This window comes from Streptantibioticus silvisoli, assembly GCF_027947535.2.
Taxonomy (GTDB): Bacteria; Actinomycetota; Actinomycetes; order Streptomycetales; family Streptomycetaceae; genus Streptantibioticus_C; species Streptantibioticus_C silvisoli.
The window spans coordinates 167,868-191,135 of record NZ_JAAGKO020000009.1; the positions used below are offsets into that span (position 1 = coordinate 167,868).

The 23,268-nt window shown below is 72.2% G+C and carries 20 protein-coding genes and 1 tRNA gene; 8 read left to right on the forward strand and 13 right to left on the reverse strand.

The genetic code is table 11. From position 1 onward, the window contains the following. The first annotated feature begins 18 nt into the window (after positions 1-18). The gene (locus POF43_RS09670) at positions 19-693 is read left to right on the forward strand and encodes a Crp/Fnr family transcriptional regulator (protein WP_271315270.1); all 675 of its coding nucleotides are present in this window, start codon (positions 19-21) and stop codon (positions 691-693) included. Positions 694-1,008: 315 nt separating this feature from the next. Here POF43_RS09670 and POF43_RS09675 read toward each other — a convergent pair whose 3' ends face one another. From POF43_RS09675 to sp36, 4 genes are all read right to left on the reverse strand, one after another. Next, on the reverse strand, positions 1,009-1,833 hold the full coding sequence (locus POF43_RS09675) for an MBL fold metallo-hydrolase (RefSeq protein WP_372515926.1): 825 nt from the start codon (positions 1,831-1,833) through the stop codon (positions 1,009-1,011). Then, positions 1,833-2,726: an NUDIX hydrolase gene (locus POF43_RS09680; protein ID WP_271323862.1), complete on the reverse strand. Its 894-nt coding sequence runs from the start codon at positions 2,724-2,726 to the stop codon at positions 1,833-1,835. The genes POF43_RS09675 and POF43_RS09680 overlap by 1 nt, the downstream gene beginning before the upstream one ends. Before the next feature lie 233 nt (positions 2,727-2,959). Continuing rightward, positions 2,960-3,424 carry a RidA family protein gene (locus POF43_RS09685; RefSeq protein ID WP_271315268.1) on the reverse strand — a complete coding sequence of 155 codons (465 nt, stop codon included), beginning with the start codon at positions 3,422-3,424 and terminating at the stop codon, positions 2,960-2,962. Further along, positions 3,421-3,582 (reverse strand): Sp36 family protein, encoded by a 162-nt coding sequence (sp36, locus tag POF43_RS09690; RefSeq protein ID WP_003981536.1) that lies wholly within the window; start codon positions 3,580-3,582, stop codon positions 3,421-3,423. Before sp36 ends, POF43_RS09685 begins: the two co-directional genes overlap by 4 nt. 84 nt (positions 3,583-3,666) lie before the next feature. Between sp36 and bagA the strand changes: the two genes are divergently transcribed. Both bagA and bagB read left to right on the forward strand, forming a co-directional pair. Then, positions 3,667-4,689: an ATPase BagA gene (gene bagA / locus POF43_RS09695; protein ID WP_271315267.1), complete on the forward strand. Its 1,023-nt coding sequence runs from the start codon at positions 3,667-3,669 to the stop codon at positions 4,687-4,689. Beyond that, positions 4,689-6,002: an ATPase BagB gene (gene bagB, locus POF43_RS09700; protein WP_271323863.1), complete on the forward strand. Its 1,314-nt coding sequence runs from the start codon at positions 4,689-4,691 to the stop codon at positions 6,000-6,002. Before bagA ends, bagB begins: the two co-directional genes overlap by 1 nt. Before the next feature lie 491 nt (positions 6,003-6,493). Here bagB and POF43_RS09705 read toward each other — a convergent pair whose 3' ends face one another. Continuing rightward, entirely contained in the window at positions 6,494-6,823 is a 330-nt protein-coding gene (locus tag POF43_RS09705; protein WP_271318052.1) for a WhiB family transcriptional regulator, read from the reverse strand. 407 nt (positions 6,824-7,230) lie between these two features. On the opposite strand from POF43_RS09705, the gene POF43_RS09710 reads away from it, so the two are divergent. Next, positions 7,231-9,558: a transglycosylase domain-containing protein gene (locus POF43_RS09710; RefSeq protein ID WP_271318051.1), complete on the forward strand. Its 2,328-nt coding sequence runs from the start codon at positions 7,231-7,233 to the stop codon at positions 9,556-9,558. A 372-nt stretch (positions 9,559-9,930) separates the two neighbouring features. On the opposite strand, the gene POF43_RS09715 is transcribed toward POF43_RS09710, so the two are convergent. After that, positions 9,931-10,398 carry a GatB/YqeY domain-containing protein gene (locus tag POF43_RS09715; RefSeq protein WP_282704504.1) on the reverse strand — a complete coding sequence of 156 codons (468 nt, stop codon included), beginning with the start codon at positions 10,396-10,398 and terminating at the stop codon, positions 9,931-9,933. A 77-nt stretch (positions 10,399-10,475) separates the two neighbouring features. Here POF43_RS09715 and POF43_RS09720 point away from each other — a divergent pair, with 77 nt between their 5' ends. From POF43_RS09720 to POF43_RS09730, 3 genes are all read left to right on the forward strand, one after another. Then, positions 10,476-11,405: a metallophosphoesterase gene (locus POF43_RS09720; RefSeq protein ID WP_271324195.1), complete on the forward strand. Its 930-nt coding sequence runs from the start codon at positions 10,476-10,478 to the stop codon at positions 11,403-11,405. Between the two features lie 62 nt (positions 11,406-11,467). Continuing rightward, positions 11,468-11,541, forward strand: a tRNA-Pro gene (locus tag POF43_RS09725). Between the two features lie 362 nt (positions 11,542-11,903). Then, positions 11,904-12,461 carry a hypothetical protein gene (locus POF43_RS09730; RefSeq protein ID WP_271324196.1) on the forward strand — a complete coding sequence of 186 codons (558 nt, stop codon included), beginning with the start codon at positions 11,904-11,906 and terminating at the stop codon, positions 12,459-12,461. A gap of 439 nt (positions 12,462-12,900) precedes the next feature. Here POF43_RS09730 and POF43_RS09735 read toward each other — a convergent pair whose 3' ends face one another. Both POF43_RS09735 and POF43_RS09740 read right to left on the reverse strand, forming a co-directional pair. Then, positions 12,901-13,338 (reverse strand): hypothetical protein, encoded by a 438-nt coding sequence (locus POF43_RS09735; RefSeq protein WP_271324197.1) that lies wholly within the window; start codon positions 13,336-13,338, stop codon positions 12,901-12,903. 159 nt (positions 13,339-13,497) lie between these two features. Then, entirely contained in the window at positions 13,498-14,193 is a 696-nt protein-coding gene (locus POF43_RS09740; protein WP_271324198.1) for a hypothetical protein, read from the reverse strand. Positions 14,194-14,503: 310 nt separating this feature from the next. Here POF43_RS09740 and POF43_RS09745 point away from each other — a divergent pair, with 310 nt between their 5' ends. Next, on the forward strand, positions 14,504-16,303 hold the full coding sequence (locus POF43_RS09745; protein WP_271324199.1) for a S9 family peptidase: 1,800 nt from the start codon (positions 14,504-14,506) through the stop codon (positions 16,301-16,303). 111 nt (positions 16,304-16,414) lie between these two features. On the opposite strand, the gene POF43_RS09750 is transcribed toward POF43_RS09745, so the two are convergent. The 5 genes from POF43_RS09750 to POF43_RS09770 form a co-directional block, all read right to left on the reverse strand. Beyond that, positions 16,415-17,473, reverse strand: a complete 1,059-nt coding sequence (locus POF43_RS09750; protein WP_271324200.1) for an SURF1 family protein — start codon at positions 17,471-17,473, stop codon at positions 16,415-16,417. A 324-nt stretch (positions 17,474-17,797) separates the two neighbouring features. Further along, positions 17,798-19,048: a hypothetical protein gene (locus POF43_RS09755; protein ID WP_282698637.1), complete on the reverse strand. Its 1,251-nt coding sequence runs from the start codon at positions 19,046-19,048 to the stop codon at positions 17,798-17,800. Next, positions 19,045-19,710: a SigE family RNA polymerase sigma factor gene (locus tag POF43_RS09760; protein ID WP_303658025.1), complete on the reverse strand. Its 666-nt coding sequence runs from the start codon at positions 19,708-19,710 to the stop codon at positions 19,045-19,047. The genes POF43_RS09755 and POF43_RS09760 overlap by 4 nt, the downstream gene beginning before the upstream one ends. Before the next feature lie 598 nt (positions 19,711-20,308). Continuing rightward, positions 20,309-21,373: an aspartate-semialdehyde dehydrogenase gene (locus tag POF43_RS09765; protein ID WP_271317759.1), complete on the reverse strand. Its 1,065-nt coding sequence runs from the start codon at positions 21,371-21,373 to the stop codon at positions 20,309-20,311. Continuing rightward, positions 21,370-22,641 carry an aspartate kinase gene (locus POF43_RS09770; RefSeq protein WP_271317760.1) on the reverse strand — a complete coding sequence of 424 codons (1,272 nt, stop codon included), beginning with the start codon at positions 22,639-22,641 and terminating at the stop codon, positions 21,370-21,372. The genes POF43_RS09765 and POF43_RS09770 overlap by 4 nt, the downstream gene beginning before the upstream one ends. Between the last annotated feature and the right edge of the window lie 627 nt (positions 22,642-23,268).

A 23,268-nucleotide genomic window follows, 5' to 3' on the forward strand; every position in this document is an offset into this window, starting at 1 on the left:
CACGCAAGGAGAGACCTGGTGGACGACGTTCTGCGGCGCGCGCCACTGTTCGCGGCGCTCGACGACGAGCAGGCCGCTGAGCTGCGCGCCTCCATGACGGAGGTAACGCTCGCCCGGGGCGACTCGCTCTTCCACGAGGGCGACCCCGGCGACCGGCTGTACGTGGTCACCGAGGGCAAGGTGAAGCTGCATCGCACCTCGGCCGACGGCCGGGAGAACATGCTCGCGGTCCTCGGCCCGGCCGAGATGATCGGCGAACTGTCGCTGTTCGACCCCGGCCCCCGCACCGCCACGGCCACCGCGCTGACCGAGGTCAAGCTGCTCGGCCTGGGCCACCCCGACCTCCAGCCGTGGATGAACGCCCGGCCCGAGGTGGCGGTCGCCCTGCTGCGGGCCATCGCGAGGCGGCTGCGGCGGACCAACGACAGCATGTCCGACCTGGTGTTCTCCGACGTTCCCGGCCGCGTCGCCAAGGCGCTGCTGGACCTGTCGCGCCGGTTCGGCGTGCAGTCGGAGGAGGGCATCCACGTCGTGCACGACCTGACGCAGGAGGAGCTGGCCCAGCTGGTCGGCGCGTCCCGCGAGACGGTCAACAAGGCGCTCGCCGACTTCGCCGGCCGCGGCTGGCTGCGCCTGGAGGCCCGCGCGGTCATCCTGCTCGACGTGGAACGGCTCGCGAAGCGCAGTCGCTGAGCACCCGCCGCCCGGCTTGACGCGCTCCGGTTCCGGCCGGGCCGCGCTCGGGCCGCCGCGCCCGGGTCACCGCACGTATGACGCCGCGCCGACGCCCCTCGGGGGCCGTGGGCGCGGCGTCGTGCGTACGGGTGCCGTAGGGGTGGAATGTTCCACCGGGGACGGCGACCGCGCGGGCGGGGCGTTCGGACGGGACGCGGCGCCGCAGGGGTGCCGTGGTCCCCATTACCGTTGTCAGAGTCAACGACCAGTCAACGGTTTCCCGGCACACGACCGCCCTTCCGCGCCGCCACACCGTGCCAGGAGCGCTCGCGGTCAGATCAGACCGTGTTCGCTCAGGTAATCGAGCTGGGCGCGTACCGACAGCTCGGCGGCGGGCCACAGGGCAGCGGGAACGTCGGCGTAGACGTCGGCGACGACCTCGGCGGCGGTGCGGTGGCCGCGTTCGACCGCGGTCTCGACCTGGGCGAGGCGGTTGGCGCGGTGCGCGAGGTAGTACTCGACGGCACCGCGGGCGTCGTTCAGCACGGGGCCGTGGCCGGGCAGGATCGTGTCGACGGTGCCGTCGACCGTCAGGGCCTGGAGGCGGCGCAGCGAGTCGAGGTAGTCGCCGAGGCGGCCGTCGGGGTGGGCGACCATCGTGGTGCCGCGGCCCAGGACGGTGTCGCCGGTCAGGACGGCGCCGTCGGCGGGCAGGGCGAAGCAGAGCGAATCCGAGGTGTGGCCCGGGGTGGGGACCACGCGCAGTTCGAGGCCGCCGGTGGTGACGACGTCGCCGGCCGCAAGACCCTCGTCGCCGAGGCGCAGGGCCGGGTCGAGGGCCCGGACCGGGGTGCGGGTCAGTTCGGCGAACCGGGCGGCGCCCTCGGCGTGGTCGGGATGGCCGTGGGTGAGCAGGGTGAGGGCGACACGCTGGCCGGCGGCGGCCGCGGTCGCGACGATCGCGGCCAGGTGCGCCTCGTCCAGCGGGCCGGGGTCGACGACGACGGCCAGGTCGGAGCCGGGTTCGGACAGCAGCCAGGTGTTGGTGCCGTCCAGCGTCATCGGCGACGCGTTCGGGGCCAGGACGCAGACCGCCCGGGACGTCGCCGGGCCGCCGATGGACGGGCGCGGGGCGCCGGGGAGTATCGCGGATTCCATCAGCCGGTCCCTTCCGCGGACGGTGCGTGCCGGGGGACCCGCAGGGTGAACTCCTCGTGGCCGGGCCAGCTGACGACGATCTCCTCGCCGGTGGTCTCCAGCCGGGCCAGGACGGCGGTCATGTCGCGGCCGGCGCTGGCCGCGAGCACGTCCGCCACGTCGGCGCGGGGCGTCAGGGCGCGCAGGGTGGCGAGGGTCGGCGGCATCATCAGCAGTTCGCCGGCGTCGTGGGCGGCGGCGGCCGCGGTGGGACTGGTCCAGACGGTGTGGTCGGCCTCGCCGGAGACGTCCCGGGTGAGCTGGCCGTCGGGGAGGGCGGCGACGAAGAACCACGTGTCGTAGCGGCGTTCCTCGAACTCCGGTGTGGTCCAGCGGGCCCAGGGGCCGAGCAGGTCGGAGCGCAGGACCAGGTCGCGGCGGGCGAGCAGGTCGGCGAAGGACAGTTCGTGGGCGACCAGGGCCCGGCGGTCGGCCTCCCAGGCGTCGCCGGTGGTGTCGGCGACGACCGACGAGGCGTCCGGGCCGGCCAGCAGCACGCCGGCCTCCTCGAACGTCTCGCGGACCGCGGCGCACACCACGGCCTGCGCGGCGTCGGGCCGGTCGAGGCCGAGCCGTTCGGCCCAGACGGCCGGGGACGGTCCGGCCCAGCCGACCGGGCGCTCGTCGCGCGGGTCGACGCCGCCACCCGGATAGGCGTACATCCCCGCGGCGAACGCCATCGAGGTCCGGCGGCGCAGCATGTGCACCTCGGGGCCGTCGGCGGGGGTGTCCCGCAGCAGCAGGACGGTCGCCGCCTGCCGGGCGGTCACGGGCGTGATGAGGCCCTGGGCCATGGCCCGGATCCGGTCGCCCCAGGAGTCGGGGAGCCGCTGTCCACCGTGCGTCATGGTCATGGCCAGATGGTAGATCGGCGCCGGTGCAAAACCGAGACCCCCTCCCGGCGGGGAAGGGGTCTCGGGTCGGGCCCGCGCCCGCGTTCGGGCAGCGGCGGCGCGTTCGGTCGAGGGTGCGACGTTCGGAAGGCGAGCGCGCGTTCGGAAGGCGGGTGCGCTCCGAAACGCGGGTGCTCCGACAGCGCGTGCGTTCGGAAAGACGGAAAAACGGAAAACGGAAAGCGGAACAGCGGTCAGGCCTTCAGTTCGACGATCATCTCGACCTCGACCGGCGCGTCCAGCGGCAGGACGGCGACGCCGACCGCGCTGCGGGCGTGGACGCCGGCGTCGCCGAGGACCTCGCCGAGCAGTTCGCTGGCGCCGTTGACCACCGCGGGCTGGCCGACGAAGTCGGGGGCGGAGGCGACGAAGCCGACGACCTTGACGACGCGCAGGATGCGGTCGAGGTCACCGATGACCGACTTGACGGCGGCCAGGGCGTTCAGCGCGCAGGTGGCCGCCAGCTCCTTGGCACGCGCGGGGTCGACCTCGGCGCCGACCTTGCCGGTGGCGGCGAGGGCGCCCTGGACCATCGGCAGTTGGCCGGAAGTGTGCACATACACCCCGGAGACGACGGCCGGCTGGTATGCCGCCAGCGGCGCGACGACCTCGGGGAGCGTGAGGCCGAGAGCCTCGATCCTCTCCTCCAGGGCGCTCACGCCTGCTTCTCCCGCTTGAGGTAGGCAACCAGCTGCTCGGGGTTGTTCGGGCCCGGCACGACCTGGACGAGCTCCCAGCCGTCCTCGCCCCAGGTGTCCAGGATCTGCTTGGTGGCGTGGACGAGGAGCGGCACAGTCACGTATTCCCACTTGGTCATGGGTGCGACTTTAATGCCTCGGCCCGACCGTTCGGTCTCCGGTCCCGTGCGTGGACCGGGGGACAACTGGTTAGGCTCGGGAGGGTGAGCGCCCAACAGCCAGCCGCGTCCGGTACCGCTCCGAGCCCGACGCGGTTCCACATCGTGACGGGCAAAGGCGGCACCGGTAAGACCACGGTGGCCGCCGCGCTCGCGCTCGCCCTCGCCGGGAAGGGCCGGCGCACGCTGCTGGTCGAGGTGGAGGGCCGGCACGGCATCGCCCAGTTGTTCGAGAGCGGCGAGCTGCCCTACGAGGAGCGCAAGATCGCGGTGGCTCCCGGCGGCGGCGAGGTGTTCGGGATGGCGATCGACCCGGAGCTGGCGCTGCTGGACTACCTGGAGATGTTCTACAAGCTGGGCCGGGCGGGCCGGGCGCTGAAGAAGCTCGGCGCCATCGACTTCGCCACCACCGTCGCACCGGGCCTGCGGGACGTACTGCTGACCGGCAAGGCGTGCGAGGCGGTGCGCCGCCGGACCTCCAAGGGCGGCACCCGGGTCTACGACGCGGTGGTGATGGACGCGCCGCCGACCGGCCGCATCACCCGGTTCCTGAACGTGAACGACGAGGTGGCGGGCCTGGCCAGGTTCGGGCCGATACACAATCAGGCGCAGGCCGTCATGCGGGTGCTGAAGTCCGCGGAGACGGCCGTCCACCTGGTGACGCTGCTGGAGGAGATGCCGGTCCAGGAGACGGTCGACGGCGTGGCGGAGCTGCGCGCGGCCGGACTGCCGGTGGGATCGGTGCTGGTCAACATGGTGCGGCCGGTGCTGCTCGACGAGGAGACGGTACGCACCGCGGCCGCCGGGCACCGCACGGCGGTGGCGAAGGCGCTGTCGCAGGCGGGACTCGGTGGCGCGCGGCGCGGCGGGCTGGCCGAGCGGCTGGTGGACCCGTTGCTGGAGCAGGCCCGTGAGCACGCCGAACGGGTGGCGCTGGAGAAGCGGGAGCGCGCCGAACTGGAGGCGCTGGGCCTGCCGACGTACGAACTGGAACTGCTGGGCGACGGGGTGGACGTCGGCGGTATCTACCGGCTGGCGCACGCGCTGCGGGATCAAGGGGTGCGCTGATGACCTGGCAGACGCCACTGCTGAGAGTCGACCCGCTGCTGGCGGACCCGGCGACCCGGATCATCGTGTGCTGCGGTTCCGGCGGCGTGGGCAAGACCACGACGGCGGCGGCGCTCGGGGTGCGGGCGGCGGAGCAGGGGCGGCGGGTCGTGGTGCTGACCATCGACCCGGCGCGGCGGCTCGCGCAGTCGATGGGGCTGACCGAGCTGGACAACACCCCGCGCCGGGTGGAGGGCATCGACGAGTCGGCGGGCGGCCGGCTGGACGCGATGATGCTGGACATGAAGCGGACCTTCGACGAGGTCGTGCTGAACAACGCCGACCCGGCGCGGGCGAAGGCGATCCTGGAGAACCCGTTCTACCAGTCGCTGTCGGCCGGGTTCGCCGGTACGCAGGAGTACATGGCCATGGAGAAGCTGGGCCAGCTGCGGGCGCGCGACGAGTGGGACCTGATCGTGGTCGACACGCCGCCAAGCCGGTCGGCGCTGGACTTCCTGGACGCGCCGAAGCGGCTGGGGTCCTTCCTCGACGGCAAGTTCATCAAGCTGCTGATGGCGCCCGCGAAGGCCGGCGGCCGGGCCGGGATGCTGTTCCTGAACGCGGGGATGTCGATGATGACCGGGGCGCTGAACAAGGTGGTCGGCGCCCACCTGCTGCGGGACGTGCAGACGTTCGTGGCGGCGATGGACACGATGTTCGGCGGCTTCCGCAAGCGGGCGGACGCCACGTACCGGCTGCTTCAGGCGCCGGGCACCGCGTTCCTGGTGGTGGCGGCGCCGGAGCGGGACGCGCTGCGCGAGGCGTCGTACTTCGTGGAACGGCTGGCCGCGGAGACCATGCCGCTGGCCGGGCTGGTGCTGAACCGGGTGCACGGCAGCGGCGCGGCCCAGCTGACCGCGGAACGCGCCCTGTCGGCGGCCGAGCAGCTGGAGGACCTGGCCGCCGAGGAGGAGGACGAGGGCCGGGCCGAGGACGGCACGGGCGCGGCGGGCGGTACGGGGGACGGCGCGGAGGATGCAGCGGGGGATGGCGCGGCGGCGGAGGATGCGGCGACGGACGGTGCCACGGTGAGCGGTGCCGCGGTCGACGGCCAGGAGTTGTCGCCGGAGAGCCTCGCCGCGGGACTGCTGCGGCTGCACGCGGAACGCATGCAGGTCGTCGAGCGGGAACGGCGGACCCGGGACCGTTTCGCCTCGCTGCACCCCGAGGTACCGGTAGCGGAGGTGGCCGCGCTGCCGGGTGACGTGCACGACCTGGCGGGGCTGCGCACGGTCGGCGAACGGCTCGCCGACGGACGCCCAGCGGTCACCTGACGGAACGCGCGGCCGGACAAGGCGGGACCGCAGCCGGAAGGCGGACCGACCGCCGACGGAACGCGGACGGACGCGGACTGACGCAGACCGACGCAGATGAACAAGGCGGGACCGCAAACGGAACGCAAACGGAACGCAGACGGACCGCCGACAGATCGCAGACGGAAACGCGCGGACGGGCCGTGAAACAGAACGCAAAACAGAACGCCGGGCGAAAGCCCGGCGCGACGCACGACAGAACGCCCGACGCGACGCACAGCAAAGCGCACGGCAGAACGCGCGACGGAACGCAGAAACGCCCCGCGGAACGCGTCCGAAGGGCTCGCCACGTAGCAGTCGCGTAACAGAATTACCGGGTCGCCCGCGGCACGGTGGGCCCACGGCGGAGCCGTAGGACCTCGCGGTGGCAGCGGGTGTGGACGGCCGGCCGGCCGCCCAGGTCCCCCTGCTCCCCCGTATCCCCCGTTTTCCCCGCACCCCCCGGCCGGCGGTCAGCCCGCAGCCGCGTAGTCCTGCTCGACGTCGCCGGTCAGCAGCCCCGTGTCCTGCTCGTACTCGTGGCGTGCCGTCTCCAGCAGCATGCGCCACGAGGTGACGGTGGGCCTGCGGCGCAGCAGCGCCCGGCGTTCACGCTCGGTCATCCCTCCCCAGACGCCGAACTCGACCCGGTGGTCGAGCGCGTCGGCCAGGCACTCGGTACGCACCGGACATCCGGTGCAGACCGCCTTGGCTCTGTTCTGCGCCGCTCCCTGGACGAAGAGTTCGTCCGGGTCGGTCGTGCGGCACGCCGCTTGCGCGCTCCAGTCGTTAACCCAGCTCATGCTGGCGCCGTCCTCTCCCGAATCGGGGCTCCCCCACGGCGGCAGCGGCATATTCCCCGCCGCCAGTTCAGGACGTTACGGAAGGTGGGCACGGCACAACAGCCCTTTCAGGCCCAATCTTGGATGGCCCGAAAGGACTATGCGTACGCGGGACATCACCCAACGGAGTGAGCGCGAACGGGTGCGGCGCAGGTCGTGAACGAGCGGGGAGCGAAACGGAAGAATGGGGACAGTTGGCGCGTTCTGTCGGCCGAGACGTACGTCATATGCCGGGATTCGGGACAGCTCTCGTCACTCACAAGAGTGAGACGGGGAAGCGGACTCGTCCCGAGCGCGGGTCCGGTTTCCCTCAGCGTAGGCGAACAGATGGCCGCACGTCCTCAGAATCGCAACGTAGGCTTCTCCCCATGGGTTACATCCGTTCGGGCGAGGACGGCTCGACCGATTCACCACCTCCTTCCTCCCGGGCAGGGCAGGTCGGCAAATTCCTCGGAATCAGCGCACTGACCGGAATCGTGCTGGCAGGCATCGTGCTGCCCGCCGCCGGTGCCGTGGGGCTGTCCGCGAAGCATGCCGCCACCCAGTTCGACGACCTCCCGGGCGACTTGAAGCGACCACCGCTGAGTCAGGCATCGCGCATTCTCGACGCGAACGGCGGACTGATCGCCACTGTCTACTCACGGGACCGCACCGTCGTCCCGCTGACAAAGATCAACCCGAACATGCAGAAGGCGATCGTCGCCATCGAGGACTCCCGTTACTGGCAGCACGGGCCGATCGACCCCAAGGGCATCCTGCGCGCGCTGGGCACCAACGCCAGCGACGGGGGCGTCTCCGAGGGCGCGTCGACGCTCACGCAGCAGTACGTGAAGAACGTCTTCATCGAGGAGGCCGGCGACGACCCCAAGGCCGTCCAGGCGGCCACCCGGCAGACGATCGGCCGCAAGATCAAGGAACTGAAGTACGCGATCCAGGTCGAGAAGGAGCTCGGCAAGAAGAAGATCCTGGAGAACTACCTCAACATCACGTTCTTCGGCGAGCAGGCGTACGGCGTCGAGGCCGCCTCCGAGCGGTACTTCGGCACGCACGCCAGTGACCTGACCCTGGACCAGTCCGCCCTGCTGGCCGGCATCGTCCAGTCGCCGTCGGGCTACGACCCGCTGGCGTACCCGAAGAACGCGCTGGACCGCCGCAACACCGTGCTCATGCGCATGGCGCAGCTCGGCGACATCACGCAGGCGCAGGCCAAGACCGCCCAGGCCCAGCCGCTGGGCCTGAAGCCCACCACGCCGAAGAACGGCTGCATCACCGCCGTGCGCGGCGCCGGCTTCTTCTGCGACTACGTGCGCGAGTCCTTCCTCAACGACCCGGTCTACGGCAAGACCGCGCAGGACCGCGCCAAGGTGTGGAACACCGGCGGCCTGACGATCCGCACCACGCTGGACCCGAAGGCGCAGGACGCGGTCCAGGCGGCCATCCAGCAGCACGTGTACAAGTCCGACTCGGTGGCGACCGCGGTCAGCCTGATCCAGCCGGGCACCGGCAAGATCGAGGCGATGGGCCAGTCGCGCCCGTACGGCTTCGGCACGGACGAGACGCAGATCAACTACAACGTCGACTCCGACATGGGCGGCGGTACCGGGTTCCAGACCGGTTCGACGTTCAAGCCGATCACCGCGGCCGCCGACATCGACCAGGGCGGCGACCCGAACCAGGTGCTGCCGGCGCCGTACTCGATGGCGTACCCGAGCCCGGTCAGCACCTGCGACGGCTCGTGGGACGGTGGCGGCACCGTGCAGAACGAGAGCAAGTCCGAGGTCGGCCCGATGAACATGAAGAAGGCGATGGCCCTGTCGGTCAACACCTACTTCGTGCAGCTCATCAGCAACATCGGCATCTGCCCGGTGGTGCAGATGGAGAAGAAGATGGGCGTCCACAAGGCCAGTGGCGCCGCGCCGGACCAGAACCCGGCGATCACCCTGGGCTCGCAGAGCATCGCGCCGCTGACCATGGCGAACGCGTACGCCACGTTCGCCAACGGCGGCGTGTACTGCACCCCGGTGGCCATCGAGTCGATCACCAGTGACAAGGGCAAGGCGCTTCCGGCGCCCGCCACCAGCTGCACCCGGGCGATGTCGGTGAAGACCGCCGACACCCTCAACACCCTGCTGCGCGGCGTGGTCGAGGACGGTACCGGCACGCTGGCCGGCCTCAAGGACCGCGACAGCGCGGGCAAGACGGGTACGACCGACAGCCTGACCAACGCCTGGTTCGTCGGCTACACGTCCAACCTGGCCGGCGCGGTCTGGGTCGGCGGCCCGAACACCGCGGTGCCGATGTACAACATCACCATCGGCGGCGTGTACCACGCCCAGGTCATGGGCGCCGACACCCCCGGTCCCATCTGGCACGACGCGATGTCCGGAGCGCTGGCGGACACCACGTCGCCGCCGCTGCCGACCGTGGCGCTGGCGGGCGACAAGAAAAACCCTCCGGCCGGCGGAGCCACCACCCCGCCGGGCAGCAACCCCAGCAGCCCGCCCGTCACCGACCCCACCGGGGCCGCGGGGGGCACCGCTGACGGAGGCACCGCGAACGGCGGCGCCGGTGGTGGCACGGCCGGTGGCAACACGGCAGGCGGCGCGAACGGCAACGTCGGCGGCATCCTCAGCCCCGCCGGAGGCGGCGGCAACGGAGGCGGCGGCAACGCCGGAGCGGGCGGCACCATCCCGTAGTCCGATGCGGGGTGTTCGTACGTTTCGTACGTGAAGAGGGCGGGCGTCCACAAGACGTCCGCCCTCTTGGCGTTGCAGGGGTCAGGGGTGGGTGCGCTTCTCCTCCGTGGACCGGGGGCGCACCGTCTGCGGGGGGTGCCGGTGCGGGGTGGCGGTGCACCGTCTGCGGGGGCCGGCCCCTCCTCCGTGGACCGGGGGCGCACCGCCTGCGGGGGGCTTTTCCTCCGTGGACCGGGGGCGCACCGCCTGCGGGGGGCTTTTCCTCCGTGGACCGGCGCCGCACCGCCTGCGGGGGCGCGCCCCTTCCTCCCGGGGACCGGCGACGTACCGTCCGGGGAGGCGGCCGACCGTCCCCCCGGAACCGCCGGAGGCTCAGCCGCCCAGCAGCCGCTTCACTTCCGCGGCCACCCGCCCGCCCTCCGCACGCCCCGCGACCTGCGGGTTGACGATCTTCATGACGGCCCCCATCGCCCGCGGGCCCTGCGCCCCGCCGGCGACCGCCTCCTTGACCGCCTCGGCGACGATCGCGCCGAGCTCGTCGTCGGTGAGCTGCTGCGGCAGGTACGCCGCGAGGATCTCGCCCTCGGCCAGTTCGCGTTCGGCCTGCGCGGCGCGGCCGCCGTTGGCGAACGCGTCGGCCGCCTCACGGCGCTTCTTCGCCTCGCGGGCGATGACCTTCTGCACCTCGTCGTCGGACAGGGCGCGCGCGGTCTTGCCGCTGACCTCCTCCATGGTGACGGCGGAGAGGGTGAGCCGCAGAGTCGCCGAACGCAACTCGTCGCGGCCCTTGATGGCTGCGGTGAGGTCGTCCTGCAGCCGCTGCTTGAGCGTGGTGGTCATGCAGGCGAGTGTGCCATGGGCCGGGTGGGCGAGCCGGAATTTTCTTACGGGGGTTGCGGTCTGCGACGATGGACGGCATGCGCGCACGTTATGGAATCCCTCTGGGAATTACGGCAGTCGGCGCGGCGGGAGTGGCGTACGCGGCCTGCTTCGAAGTCCGTTCCTTCCGGTTGCGCCGGGTCGAGGTGCCGGTCCTGCCGCCGGGAATGCGCCCGTTGCGCGTGCTCCAGGTCTCCGACATCCACATGGTCCGCGGTCAGAACAAGAAGCGCCGCTGGCTCCAGTCGCTCGCCGCGCTGCGCCCGGACTTCGTGATCAACACCGGCGACAACCTCTCCGACCCGGAGGGCGTCCCGGAGTGCCTGGACTCGCTGGGCCCGCTGATGGAGTTCCCCGGCGCGTACGTCTTCGGCTCCAACGACTACTACGGCCCCAAGCGCCGCAACCCGGCCCGGTACCTGGTGGAGCGGACCCGCGGCGCCCACGGGCTCAACGGGAACCCGCCGGCGGCGAAGGCCATCCACAACCCGTGGACCGAACTGCGTGACGCGTTCGACTCCGCGGGCTGGGTGGGCCTCAACAACGCCCGCGGCCGCCTGAAGCTCCCGGACGGCGTCGAGGTGGCCCTCACCGGCCTGGACGACCCGCACATCAAGCGGGACCGGTACACACAGGTGGCCGGCGGCCCGTCCGACGACGCCGACCTGGCGCTCGCCGTGGTGCACGCGCCCTACCTCAGGGTGCTGGACGCCTTCACCGCCGACCGCTACCCGCTGATCCTGGCCGGCCACACCCACGGCGGACAGCTCTGCGTCCCCTTCTACGGCGCCCTGGTCACCAACTGCGACCTCGACACCGACCGCGTCAAGGGCCTCTCCACGCACCGCGCCGCCGGCCGCCAGTCCTACCTGCACGTCTCCGCCGGCTGCGGCACCAACCGCTACACCCCGGTCCGCTTCGCCTGCCCCCCCGAGGCCACCCTCCTCACCCTCACCCCCCGCCACTGACCCCCACGCGATACCGATTTCGTTTCCGGCCCCCTGGTCCGCTAGAGTAAAGCTCGTTGCACCGGGGTGTGGCGCAGCTTGGTAGCGCGCTTCGTTCGGGACGAAGAGGCCGTGGGTTCAAATCCCGCCACCCCGACTGGTTAGCAGCAGGTCAGGGCCCTGCCGGAGAAATCCGGTGGGGCCCTGAGTCGTTCCCAAGGGCCTCATGGGAGTCGTTTGGGAGCCAACCCCGCAATCCGGCTCCCGGGCGGGCGCGGTCCGGCTGGGCGGAACGCCTGAGACGGCCCGAGCAGCGGCGTTACGGTCGCCTCCACGGATTCATTGCCGACCGGGGGAAGCCACATGCAGGACAGATCAGCGGAACAGGGTTCGGAGGACGTGACGACGTCCGGGCCTCTCATTGCCGGAGAGGTGCCACTGACCGAGGTCATAGCCCGGCTGAGGCAAGACCGACCGGTCTTCCATTCCGAGGCAGACCTTCAACACAGCTTCGCGCGCGTGCTGTGGGAGCTTGCCCCCAAGATCCAGTCCAGGCTGGAAGTACGACAGAACGCATCGGACGCGACCGGCCGCGAGTACCTCGACCTGCTCTGCATCGGCCCCTCGACCCGTACGGCCATCGAGTTCAAGTACTTCACGACGCAGTGGACCGGAACGGCCGGCCCGGTCCCGGAGGAGTACGCGCTGAAGTCTCATGGGGCCAACGACCTGGCCCGGCTGGGCTTCGTCTCCGACATCGCCCGCCTCGAACGCTTCGCCCGTCCCGACCAGAACGGTCTGGCCCTCCTCATCACCAACGAAGCCAAACTGTGGACTGAGCCGAAGCAGGGCAGCCAACCCACCCGCGACCGCGACTTCCGCATCCACCAGGACCGCACTCTCACGGGTCGACTCCTCTGGGGCGGCGGCGACTATCCGCGGAACACACGGAACCTGCGCGGCTCCTACCCCACCGATTGGCAGCTGTACTCCCTGCAGGACGGTCCTCGGGGGGAGTTCCGCTACCTCGCCGTCTTCACCGATCCGCAGCCCACACCCGAGTTGCACACTCGGTGATGAGAGGAATGCCGACGCGTGGTGATCGCCCCCTCCGGTCCACGGTCGCCCGACCTCCCAGCCACACCCTGAGGGCCGGATCGTCGACTCGCCCGGGGGCGCCCACACCGAGGCTTGCCAGGCTGTCCTGGGAGGCGTGCCAGCCCCTGACCTGATCGCCGGGGGCGGGCCCCGGCCAGCACCGCGCAGCAGCCAGCAGCACCGCCAGCGAGTGGCGCTCTCCACACCGCCCCGCGGGTCGCGAAGAACAGCCAGCCGGTCAGTGATGCGGTTGACGGCACACTGAGGGGCGGCGACACCATGGAAAGCCAGTTGGGAGCCGAACCACTCCCCGAGCCCCCGCGAGGCCACACCAGGCCCACCCGGCCCCGGACCGCTTCGGTCGTCAGACGACCCTCGCCCGGCCGGGGACTTCGTCGAACGTGCGCCCGGACGGGGTCTACTCGGGGAACTCGTCTTCGGAGAGGTAGCGCAGGCCCTTGCACAGGCGGTCCACGTCCTCCATGGCTGTCATGACCCGTCGGGGGTCGGTGACGGCGAAGAGTCCGTGCTCCTGAATGCCCCACGCGTACCGCACGCTTGCGATGATGCCGCCGCCGTCATCCTTCGCGTACCGGACGGCCTTCTTGCGGGGGCCCAGCGTAGGCACGGGGAAGTCCTCGATGAGAGGTGCTTCGACAGCGGCGGGCTCGTCGAGTCCGAGGGCGTAGCGGAAGTGGGGCTCGTTGTCGTCCGCGGACTCGTAGTCGCCGACGTGGACGGCGAGCGGGATGTCGCGCGGCGAGGGGCAGGTGCAGGAAGATCTCGAAGCCCGGCCGGAACCCGAGCAGGACTTCGGCGCACCGGACGAGCACGCGCGCCAGTTCGTCCACCTCACCGGGGCCGGGCGTCAGACCGCTGTCCTCCCAGCGGGCTCTGGCCGCCGCGCGGTTCCACGGCGCGGGGTCGGGGAAATCGTCCTCGAAGTCGGGCATGGGCCACTCGGTGGGCAGCCGCATCCAGCACCGCTCGTCGACGTCGATCGCCTCCAGGTAACTCAGTCATCGTGCGGATGCTCCTGTGCACTGGGAGGTGTGCCAGGCAGCACGTCCTTGCCGTCCCTGGTCCATCGGAACGTCGTCACGGTCGCGTCGAACAGTTCCGTGACCGCGTGGGTGAACGCGCTGCTCACGTCGCCGTCGCCCGGGGTGGAGAACACGATGGACAGCATGCGCCGCTCGTCGTTGGGCACCGGCAGGGCGTATTCGACGCGGCGCGTGACGACGTGCACGTCGTGATCGGGGTCGGCCGGGTGGACGTGTTCGCGCCGTACGGCCCGTGTGCCGGCCAGCTCCTGGGTGGACGTTCGGGCTCTCCCCCGGGTCGGAACCGGACCGGCAAGAAATGCTTCCAGCGCGGGAAGGATCGACTCCTCCACGACGTGCTCGCTCACCACGAAGGACGCGGCGAGTGCCACGCCGTAGCGCGTGGTCAGGGGGAGGTACAGGTCGAGTCCGCCGGCCCCTTGGGCCTCAGTGATCTGCCTCGTGACGGTACGGCGCACCGTCAGCCGGTACTTCATGCCGTCGTCCTGGGAAACCTCCGGAGGCAGCTGCTTCAGACGGCTGAAAACCAGGTCTTCCAAGGCCTGTTCGGTGCCCCGACGCAAGGGGAGGCGTACCCAGCCGGGGGGAATGATCAGGCGGTAGCCGTCCGGCGCGGACCTGTCCGTGCTGGGCTTCGGCAGGGTCACCACTGACTCCCGATCGCCACGGTGTGCTTCTCCTCACGGCGCGTGCATTCCGACGGCCGGGTGCCGGCGGCCTTGCTGCCCCGGTCGACAGCCGTGGCCGGCGCATTCATGCCCGGCGCATCCATGCCCGGCCGAACGTCCGACTCACCGCCCGGTCACGGCCGGCAGCGCCGAACCACCTCATCGCGTCATGCGGGGAATGCCGGCGCCCCGCAGGTCGAAGGCCCCTGGTGGGCTGATCGTCTGATGATCGACGACGCCTGTGGACAACCCACTGCACATCCTGCGGCGCATCCGGTTGGATGGAGGTATGAGTGACGTAGCGGGCATGCCGGACTGGGAGAAGCGGTTCCGGGCACCTCGGATGGGGCTGCCGGACTGGGCGGAGGACGCGCCGCAGCGGTCGCTGTACGTGTCGAACGTGACCGGGACCTTCGAGCTGTACGCGTGGGACCGGGCGACCGGCGGGCGGCGGCAGGTGACGGACCGGCCGAACGGGACGACGGACGGGCTGCTGACGCCGGACGGCGCCTGGGTGTGGTGGTTCTCCGACACCGACGGCGACGAGTTCGGGGTCTGGATGCGTCAGCCGTTCGGCGGCGGTGCGGACGAGCCCGCGGTGCCGGGGCTGGCGCCGTCCTACCCGGCCGGGATCGCGCTGGGGCGGGACGGGACCGTGGTGGTCGGCCGGTCGACGGACGACGAGGGCAGCAGTGTGCACGTCATACGGCCCGGCGGCGAACCGGTGGAGATCTACCGGCACCAGGAGTCGGCGCAGGCCGGCGACCTGAGCGAGGACGGCACGCTGCTGGTCGTCGAGCACACCGAGCACGGCGACGCCATGCACGCCGCCCTGCGCGTCCTGACCCTCGACGGCACGACGGTCGCCGAACTCGACGACTCCGAGGGCGGCAGCCGCGAACTCGGCCTGCTGTGCCTGGGGTTCGCCCCCGTCGCGGGCGACAGCCGGCTGCTGGTGGCGCACCAGCGGCGCGGTCGCTGGCAGCCGATGCTGTGGGACGTGGCCACCGGCACCGAGACGGAGCTGGCGATCGACCTGCCCGGCGAGGTCACCGCCGAGTGGTTCCCGCACGTCGACGGCGCGCCGGACGCATTGCTGGTGGAGCACACCCGGCACGGCCGCAGCGAGTTGTACCGGTACGAACTACGCGCCGACGGTGGCGAGTTGACGCTCATCCCGACCGATCCGGGGTCGATCGGCGGGGCGACGGCGCGGCCGGACGGGACGGTGGAGTACCTGTGGTCGTCGGCCGCGCTGCCGTCGCAGGTGCGCTCCAGCGCCGGCGGGGTGGTGCTGGAGGCGGCCGGGTTCACCGCGCCGGCGTCGGTGCCGGTGGAGGACGTGTGGGTGGACGGCCCCGGCGGCCCGGTGCACGCGCTGGTGCAGCGGCCGGCCGGTGAGGGACCGTTCCCGACGCTGTTCGAGATCCACGGCGGGCCGGCCGCGAACGACAGCGACGGCTTCGCCGCCGGGCCGGCCGCCTGGGTGGACCACGGTTTCGCGGTCGTACGGGTCAACTACCGCGGTTCCACCGGCTACGGACGCGAGTGGACCGACGCGCTCAAGCACCGCGTCGGGCTGATCGAGCTGGAGGACATCTCGGCGGTCCGCGACTGGGCGGTGTCCAGCGGCCTGGCGGACGCCGGCAAGCTGGTGCTGGGCGGCGGTTCGTGGGGCGGCTACCTGACGCTGCTGGGGCTCGGCGTCCGCCCGGACGACTGGGCGGTGGGCCTGGCGGCCGTCCCGGTGGCCGATTACCTGACCGCCTACGACGACGAGATGGAGCAGCTGAAGGCGGTGGACCGCACCCTCTTCGGCGGCTCCCCGCAGGACGTCCCCGAGCGCTACCGGGCCTCCTCGCCGCTGACCTACGTCGAGAGCGTCAAGGCGCCGGTGTACCTCTCCGCCGGGCTGAACGACCCCCGCTGCCCGATCCGGCAGATCGACAACTACGTGGACCGGCTGGTCGAGCTGGGCAAGGAGCACGAGGTCTACCGCTACGACGCCGGGCACGGCTCGTTCGTCGTGGAGGAACGGATCAAGCAACTGCGCCTGGAGCTGGCCTTCGCGCAGAAGCACGTGGGGTGACCCGCAGCACGTGAGGCGATTCGCCCCGCCGCCCGAGGCCGCGCGCCCGCACGATTGCGTAAGCGCCTCCTCGGGCGGCGGTGCACCGGCTGAGCCGGCGAGCCGGCCGCCTTACGACTCGACGGCCGCCTTCGCCCCCGCACCGGGGACGTCCTCACCGCGGGCATGCTCACCGGGGGCGTCCTCACCGGAGGCATGCTCACCGGGCTCGGAGTCGCCGTCCTCGGGAGCGTGGACGCCTTCGGGGCCGCCGGCACCCTCCGGACCGGCACCCTCCGGATCGGCACCCTCCGGATCGGCACCCTCCGGACCGCCGCCTTCGGGAGCACCGCCGGCGTCCGGACCAGCGTCACCCCGTTCGGCGGCACCGGCCGCGCCGCCGGCATCGTCCGTCTCGTCCTCGGGGAGCAGACCGAGGGCGAGGTCGCGGACGGTTTCGGCCTCGCGGCGGGCCAGCCGGATCCAGGTGAAGACCACGAAGCCGGCGAAGACGAACCACTCGCCGGTGTAGCCGAGGTTCTGGAACTCCTCCGCGTCGAGGCCGGTGTTGGGCGCCGCGGACGGCGGTACCGGGCGCAGCGGGGCGGTGGCGTCAGTGACGGTGAGCCAGCCGTCGTAGACGCGGTACGGCACCAGGTTGACCAGGGACGCGGCGCTGATCATGCCGAGCTGTCCCCCGGGCAGGCCGCCGGACGCGTCAACGCCGGGGTCGCCGACGCCTTCGGACGCCTGGAGGGTGCCGGTGACGCTGACCCGGCCGGCCGGCGCGGCCGGCACCGGGCCCGGGTGGGAGGCGCTGCCGGGCAGCCAGCCGCGTACCACCGGCAGCGCGGAGCCGCCGGTGCGCAGCGGGGTCAGCACGTAGAAGCCGTCGCGGCCGTCGAGGTAGCGGCCGGGGACCAGGAACTGGTGGGCGCGGTCGTAGGTGCCGGTGGCGGTGGCCACCCGGCCGACGGTGTCCTGGTTGACGGCGGCGCCCGGCGTGGGCAGCGCCCGGCTCAGCGGCATCGCGGGACCGCGGGCCGCCGGGCGGTCCGCGTGGTGCTGCGCGGCGACCCGCGCCTCGAACCGGCTCAGCTGCCACGTCCCCATGAAGACGCAGAACGGGATGGCCAGCAGCGCCAGGACGGTGATCCCCAGCCAGCGCGGGGTCAGCAGGAACCGGTACACACGACCACGTTACGGGTCGCGCCCCCGCCTTCGGGACCCGCCCCCCGCTGACACCCGGCGGAACGCCGCTCACCTCCGGCGAAGGACCGCAGACCTCGCGGGACCGGACGACCTCCGCACGGCGCGGGACCGGCTGCCCTTCGCGGGGCGCGGGGCCCAGCCACCGCACCGGCAACGTCAACCCACCGGCGCCGCCACCGCACCGCACCGGCAACCCACCGGCGCCGCCGCCCTCATATCAACGCCACCACCGCACCGGTGCCCGCATCGCACCGCATCGCACCACCCCGGCAACACCACCCCGCACCACCGGCGGCGCCGCCCTCACGGTGTCGGCATCGGGTCCGTCTGGTAGACCGTGCCGGCGCAGGCGCCGCTGATGTCGGTGCTGGCGGCCACCGGGTCGCCCTCGGGGGGGACGGTGGACAGCGCGATGCCGTCGTCGGGCGGTGAGGGGGACGCGGAGGTGCCGCCGCCGTCGCCGGGGGAGCCGCTGGGGGTGCCGCCGCTGTCGTCCTGAGTCATGGCCGCGGCGCCGTAGGCCGGGTCGCCGCCGGTGGCCTGCGCGGTGCTGCCCGAGCCGGTGCCTCCGTCGTTCGAGCCGGGGGTGCCGCTGGTCGAGCCGTCGGTGCCGGTGGAACCGCCGGAGGTGTCGGTGGGCGGCGGGCTGGATTCGACGGCGCAGCCGGTCGGGCCGCCGCCGGAGGCCGGGATCCAGGCGAACTGCACCTGGTAGGCCTGGCCGGGCGGCAGGATGACGGCGGCCGGCTCCTCCGCGGGGTTGGGCAGTCCGCTGGCCGGGTCGCCCTCGGTGTGGTCGACGACCTGGATCTGGCTGCCGTCGGTACCGCCCTGCGGGGTGACCGAGATCTCGCTGGGCCCGGTGACCGTGCAGCTGTGGCTGGAGACGTTGACCACGCGGAACGTGCCGTAGACGCGGCCGTCGGCGTCCGGCGTGCCGGTGACGGCGCTGCCCTGGCCGAGTTGCTCGCGGGAGCAGGCGGGCGTGTCGGTGAGCGAGCTGCCGCCGCCGCCCGGGGTGGGGGCGGCGATCGAACCGGGTTCGGTGGCCGACGGGGAGACGACGCCGGGGGCGGTGGTGGCGCCGGGGCCCGGGTAGCGGCCGGCCGGGCCGGGGACCTCGCCGGGGATCGGGGTGCCGCGGTGGGTGGTCGGCGTGCTGCCGGGGGTGAGGCCGCTGGAGGAGTTGACGTTGCCCGCGGTGTCGGAGCCGGCGGGCTGGGTGGCGTGCAGCACCGCGGGGACGGCGGTGCCGACCAGCAGCACGCCGGCGGCGGCGCCGACCATGGCCTGCCGGCGGCGGGCGCGGCGGGCCGGGACGGCCTGGCAGATCCGGTCCAGCGCGGCGGGGTCCGGTTCGACCTCACGGACGGCGTCGTGCATCAGCCGGCGCAGCGCCAGCTCGTCCAGGCCGCCGGGGGCGGGCGGGAAGGCGTCGGCGGCCGGGCGGCCGGCGTCCCGCGGGGGCCGGGCGGCGTCGCGGGGGGTCTCGTCGCGGGGGGTGTCGTTCTCGTTCGGCACGGCGGGGTGGGGCTCGTCGGGGGGCCGGGTCATACGGGCGACTCCATGGCGATGCGGAGGGCCGCGATGCCGCGTGATCCGTATGCCTTCACGGAGCCGATGGATATGCCGAGGGTCTCGGCGACCTGGGCCTCGGTCATGTCCGCGAAGTAGCGCAGGACCAGGACCTCGCGCTGGCGGCGCTGGAGGGACCGCATGGACGTGATCAACTGGTCGCGTTCCAGCTGCTCGTAGGCGCCCTCCTCGGCGCTGGCCATGTCGGGCATCGGCTTGGAGAGCAGCTTCAGGCCCAGGATGCGGCGGCGCAGCGCGGAACGGGAGAGGTTGACGACCGTCTGGCGCAGGTAGGCGAGGGTCTTGTCGGTCTCGCGGACCCGGCCGCGCGCGGAGTGCACCCGGATGAACGCCTCCTGGACGACGTCCTCGCACGAGGCGGTGTCGTCCAGCAGGAGCGCGGCGAGGCCGAGCAGGGCGCGGTAGTGCTGCCGGTAGGTCTCGGTGAGGTGGTCGACGGTGGTGCCGGCGGCCATCGTGCCGTCACTGCTCGCCGAGGTGTTCGCCGGAAGGTCGGTCACCTGCCAGGGCGCGATCACCGGCAGGCCGCCGGCCGCGCGGGGACGGCCAGGGCGGGCCGCAGCGGCGCGGGGCCGTGCTGCGGGAGGCGCGAGGTGCGCGCCGAGGGTCGACACCCCCAGAGCGGCTGCGATGCCGCCGAATGCTTCTGCCACGACTGTTGGACGCTTCTGCCCCCGTCGGGGTTGTACGAGTTCCCCATGCGAACCAACTCATCCCCATTGCCCCGTTGATCCTACGAATCGGCTGAACAGCCTTCCCCGCCCGGCACGCGGACATGGGGCAGGAGCCGAATTGTCGAACGCCGGAGCCGCCTGGATCAAGCGGTTCAGACCATCGACTTCGTCACAGAACCTTCACGAAGTCTGCAATTGAGCCGTCCGCCTGCGGCACTTCGGTACGGAACGGTACGAAACCGGCCGCCCGCGCTGAGCACGCGGGCGGACGGGTGACGGATCGGGCGGCAGTACGAAGACCCAACCGCCTTCGGGCGGCCGGGAGTTCGGACCGGGGCGGCGGGAGTCGGCGACGCGGGCCGAGTCGGCGACGCGGCGGGCGTTCCGACCGGCGCGGTGGTGTTGCCCGGGCCGGCAGGCGGGTGGTGTTGCCCGGCCGGCGCCGCGGTGAAGCGGGCCGGCGCCGTCGTGATGCCGGCCCCGCCCCGCGGTGTTGCGAGGGCCGCCGCCGTGGTGCGAGCCGCCGCGCCGGAACGGACCCCCGTCAGCCGGTGGTGAGTTCGGCGGCGATGAGTTCGGCGATCTGGGCGGTGTTGAGCGCGGCGCCCTTGCGGAGGTTGTCGCCGCACAGGAACAGCTCCAGCGCGAACGGGTCGTCCATCGCGCGGCGCACCCGGCCGACCCAGGTGGGGTCGGTGCCGACGACGTCGGCCGGGGTGGGGAACTCCCCCTCCCCCGGGTTGTCGCAGACGACGACGCCCGGGGCACCGCTGAGGATCTCGTGGGCGCGGGCCACCGACACCTCGTTCTCGAACCGGGCGTGGACCGAGAGGGAGTGCGTGGTGATGACCGGGACGCGCACACAGGTGGCGTTGACCCGCAGGTCGGGCAGGCCGAGGATCTTGCGCGACTCGTTGCGGACCTTCAGCTCCTCCGAGGACCAGCCGCCGTCCCGCAGCGAACCGGCCCACGGCACGACGTTCATCGCCAGCGGTGCCGGGAACGGGCCGAAGTCGCCGACCGCGCGGCGCACGTCGCCGGGCTGGGTACCCAGCGTGGTGCCGCCGACCTTGGCGATCTGCTCGCGCAGGGTGTCGATGCCGGGCTGGCCGGCGCCGGAGGCCGCCTGGTAGGAGGCGACGACCAGTTCGGTCAGGCCGAACTCGGCGTGCAGCGCGCCCAGCGCCACGATCATCGACAACGTGGTGCAGTTGGGGTTGGAGATGATGCCGCGCGGCCGGTTGCGGGCGGCGTGCGCGTTGACCTCGGGGACCACCAGCGGCACGTCGTCGTCCATCCGGAACGCGCCGGAGTTGTCGACGGCGACCGCGCCCTTGGCGGCGGCGATCGGCGCCCACTGCGCCGAGACCTCGTCGGGCACGTCGAACATCGCGACGTCGACGCCCTCGAACGCCTGCTCGCTGAGCGCGACGACCTCGACCTCCTCGCCGCGCACCCGCAGCCGGCGGCCGGCCGACCGCGGCGAGGCGATCAGCCGGATCTCGCCCCAGACGTCCTCACGGGAGGACAGGATGCCGAGCATGACGGTGCCGACCGCGCCGGTGGCCCCGACCACGGCCAGGGTGGGCTTGCGTGCGGGGGAACTCATCGTCCGGTACCTCCGTAGACCACGGCCTCGTCGTTCTCGCTGTCCAGCCCGAACGCGGTGTGCACCGCGCGGACCGCTTCGTTGACGTCGTCGGCGCGGGTGACCACCGAGATGCGGATCTCCGAGGTGGAGATCAGCTCGATGTTGACGCCCGCGTTGGACAGCGCCTCGAAGAACGTGGCGGTGACGCCGGGGTTGGTCTTCATACCGGCGCCGACCAGCGAGATCTTGGCGATCTGATCGTCGTACCGCAGGGAGTCGTAGCCGCTGTCGGGCCGGGCGCGCTCCAGCGCCTGCACGGCCCGGCGCCCCTCGTCCTTCGGCAGGGTGAAGGAGATGTCGGTCAGCCCGGTGGAGGCGGCCGAGACGTTCTGCACCACCATGTCGATGTTGATCTGGGCGTCCGCGACGGCGCGGAAGATCGTGGCGGCCACACCCGGCTTGTCGGGTACGCCGACCACCGTCACCTTCGCCTCGGAGGTGTCGTGCGCGACCCCCGAGATGATCGCCTGCTCCATCGCTCGGTCCCCTTGTGGTTCGTTGCTGACCCAGGTGCCGCGCAGGCCGGAGAACGACGAGCGCACGTGGATCGGGATGTTGTATCGGCGGGCGTACTCCACGCAGCGGTGGAGCAGGACCTTCGAGCCCGAACTGGACAGCTCCAGCATGTCCTCGAACGAGATCCAGTCCAGCTTGCGGGCCTTCTTCACCACCCGCGGGTCGGCGGTGAACACGCCGTCCACGTCGGTGTAGATCTCGCAGACCTCGGCCTCCAGCGCCGCCGCGAGGGCGACCGCGGTGGTGTCCGAGCCGCCGCGGCCCAGCGTGGTGATGTCCTTCTTGTCGTGGGAGACGCCCTGGAAGCCGGCGACGATGGCGATGTTGCCCTCGTCCAGCGCGGTGCGGATGCGTCCCGGGGTGACGTCGATGATCCGTGCCTTGTTGTGGACGGAGTCGGTGATGACACCGGCCTGGCTGCCGGTGAAGGACTGCGCCTCGTGACCGAGGTTTTTGATCGCCATCGCCAGCAGGGCCATGGAGATCCGCTCACCGGCGGTCAGCAGCATGTCGAATTCGCGGCCGGCAGGGATCGGAGATACCTGCTGTGCCAGATCGATCAGCTCGTCCGTCGTGTCACCCATCGCCGAGACCACGACGACCACCTGGTGGCCGCTCTTCTTGGCATCGACGATCCGCTTGGCGACTCGCTTGATGCCCTCGGCATCCGCAACGGATGAGCCCCCGTACTTCTGCACGACAAGGCCCACGTGCGCTCCTCGCAACTGTCTCTTCTGGGGGACGTCCCCAGACCCCCGGACCCCGGGGGATGCGTTCGGCTCATTCTATCGAGCGGACCGATTTCAACCGGGACATATCACATGGTGAGATCGCATGCTCACTCCATGAGCTGCCCGGGGGCGTCGGCCCACCCTGGCCGCTCAGCCGGTGAGCATGCCCGCAGAACCGGCGGACACACGGAGGCGTAACCCAGCTCACACGGATGGCGTACGCGCCGTGGTCACCGGGCTCCCCGGGCGCCATCCCGCGGATGGCGGAGCGGATAGCGGCAGGTGAGCGGCGTGGGGAGGGCGCGGTGGGTGGCCCGACGCTCCGGGGGGCGGGCGCCCGGAGAGGGGTGCGGAGGTCACTCGGATGGCGGACGGCGCACAGGGGGCGGGGGCACTCGGACGGTGCGGGGCGCTCTGGCGGTGCGGGTCCCTCCGGCGGTGCGGGTCCCTCCGGCGGTGCGGGTCCCTCCGGCGGTGCAGGTCCCTCCGGCGGTGCAGGTCCCTCCGGCGGTGCAGGTCCCTCCGGCGGTGCAGGTCCCTCCGGCGGTGCAGGTCCCTCCGGCGGTGCAGGTCCCTCCGGCGGTGCAGGTCCCTCCGGCGGTGCAG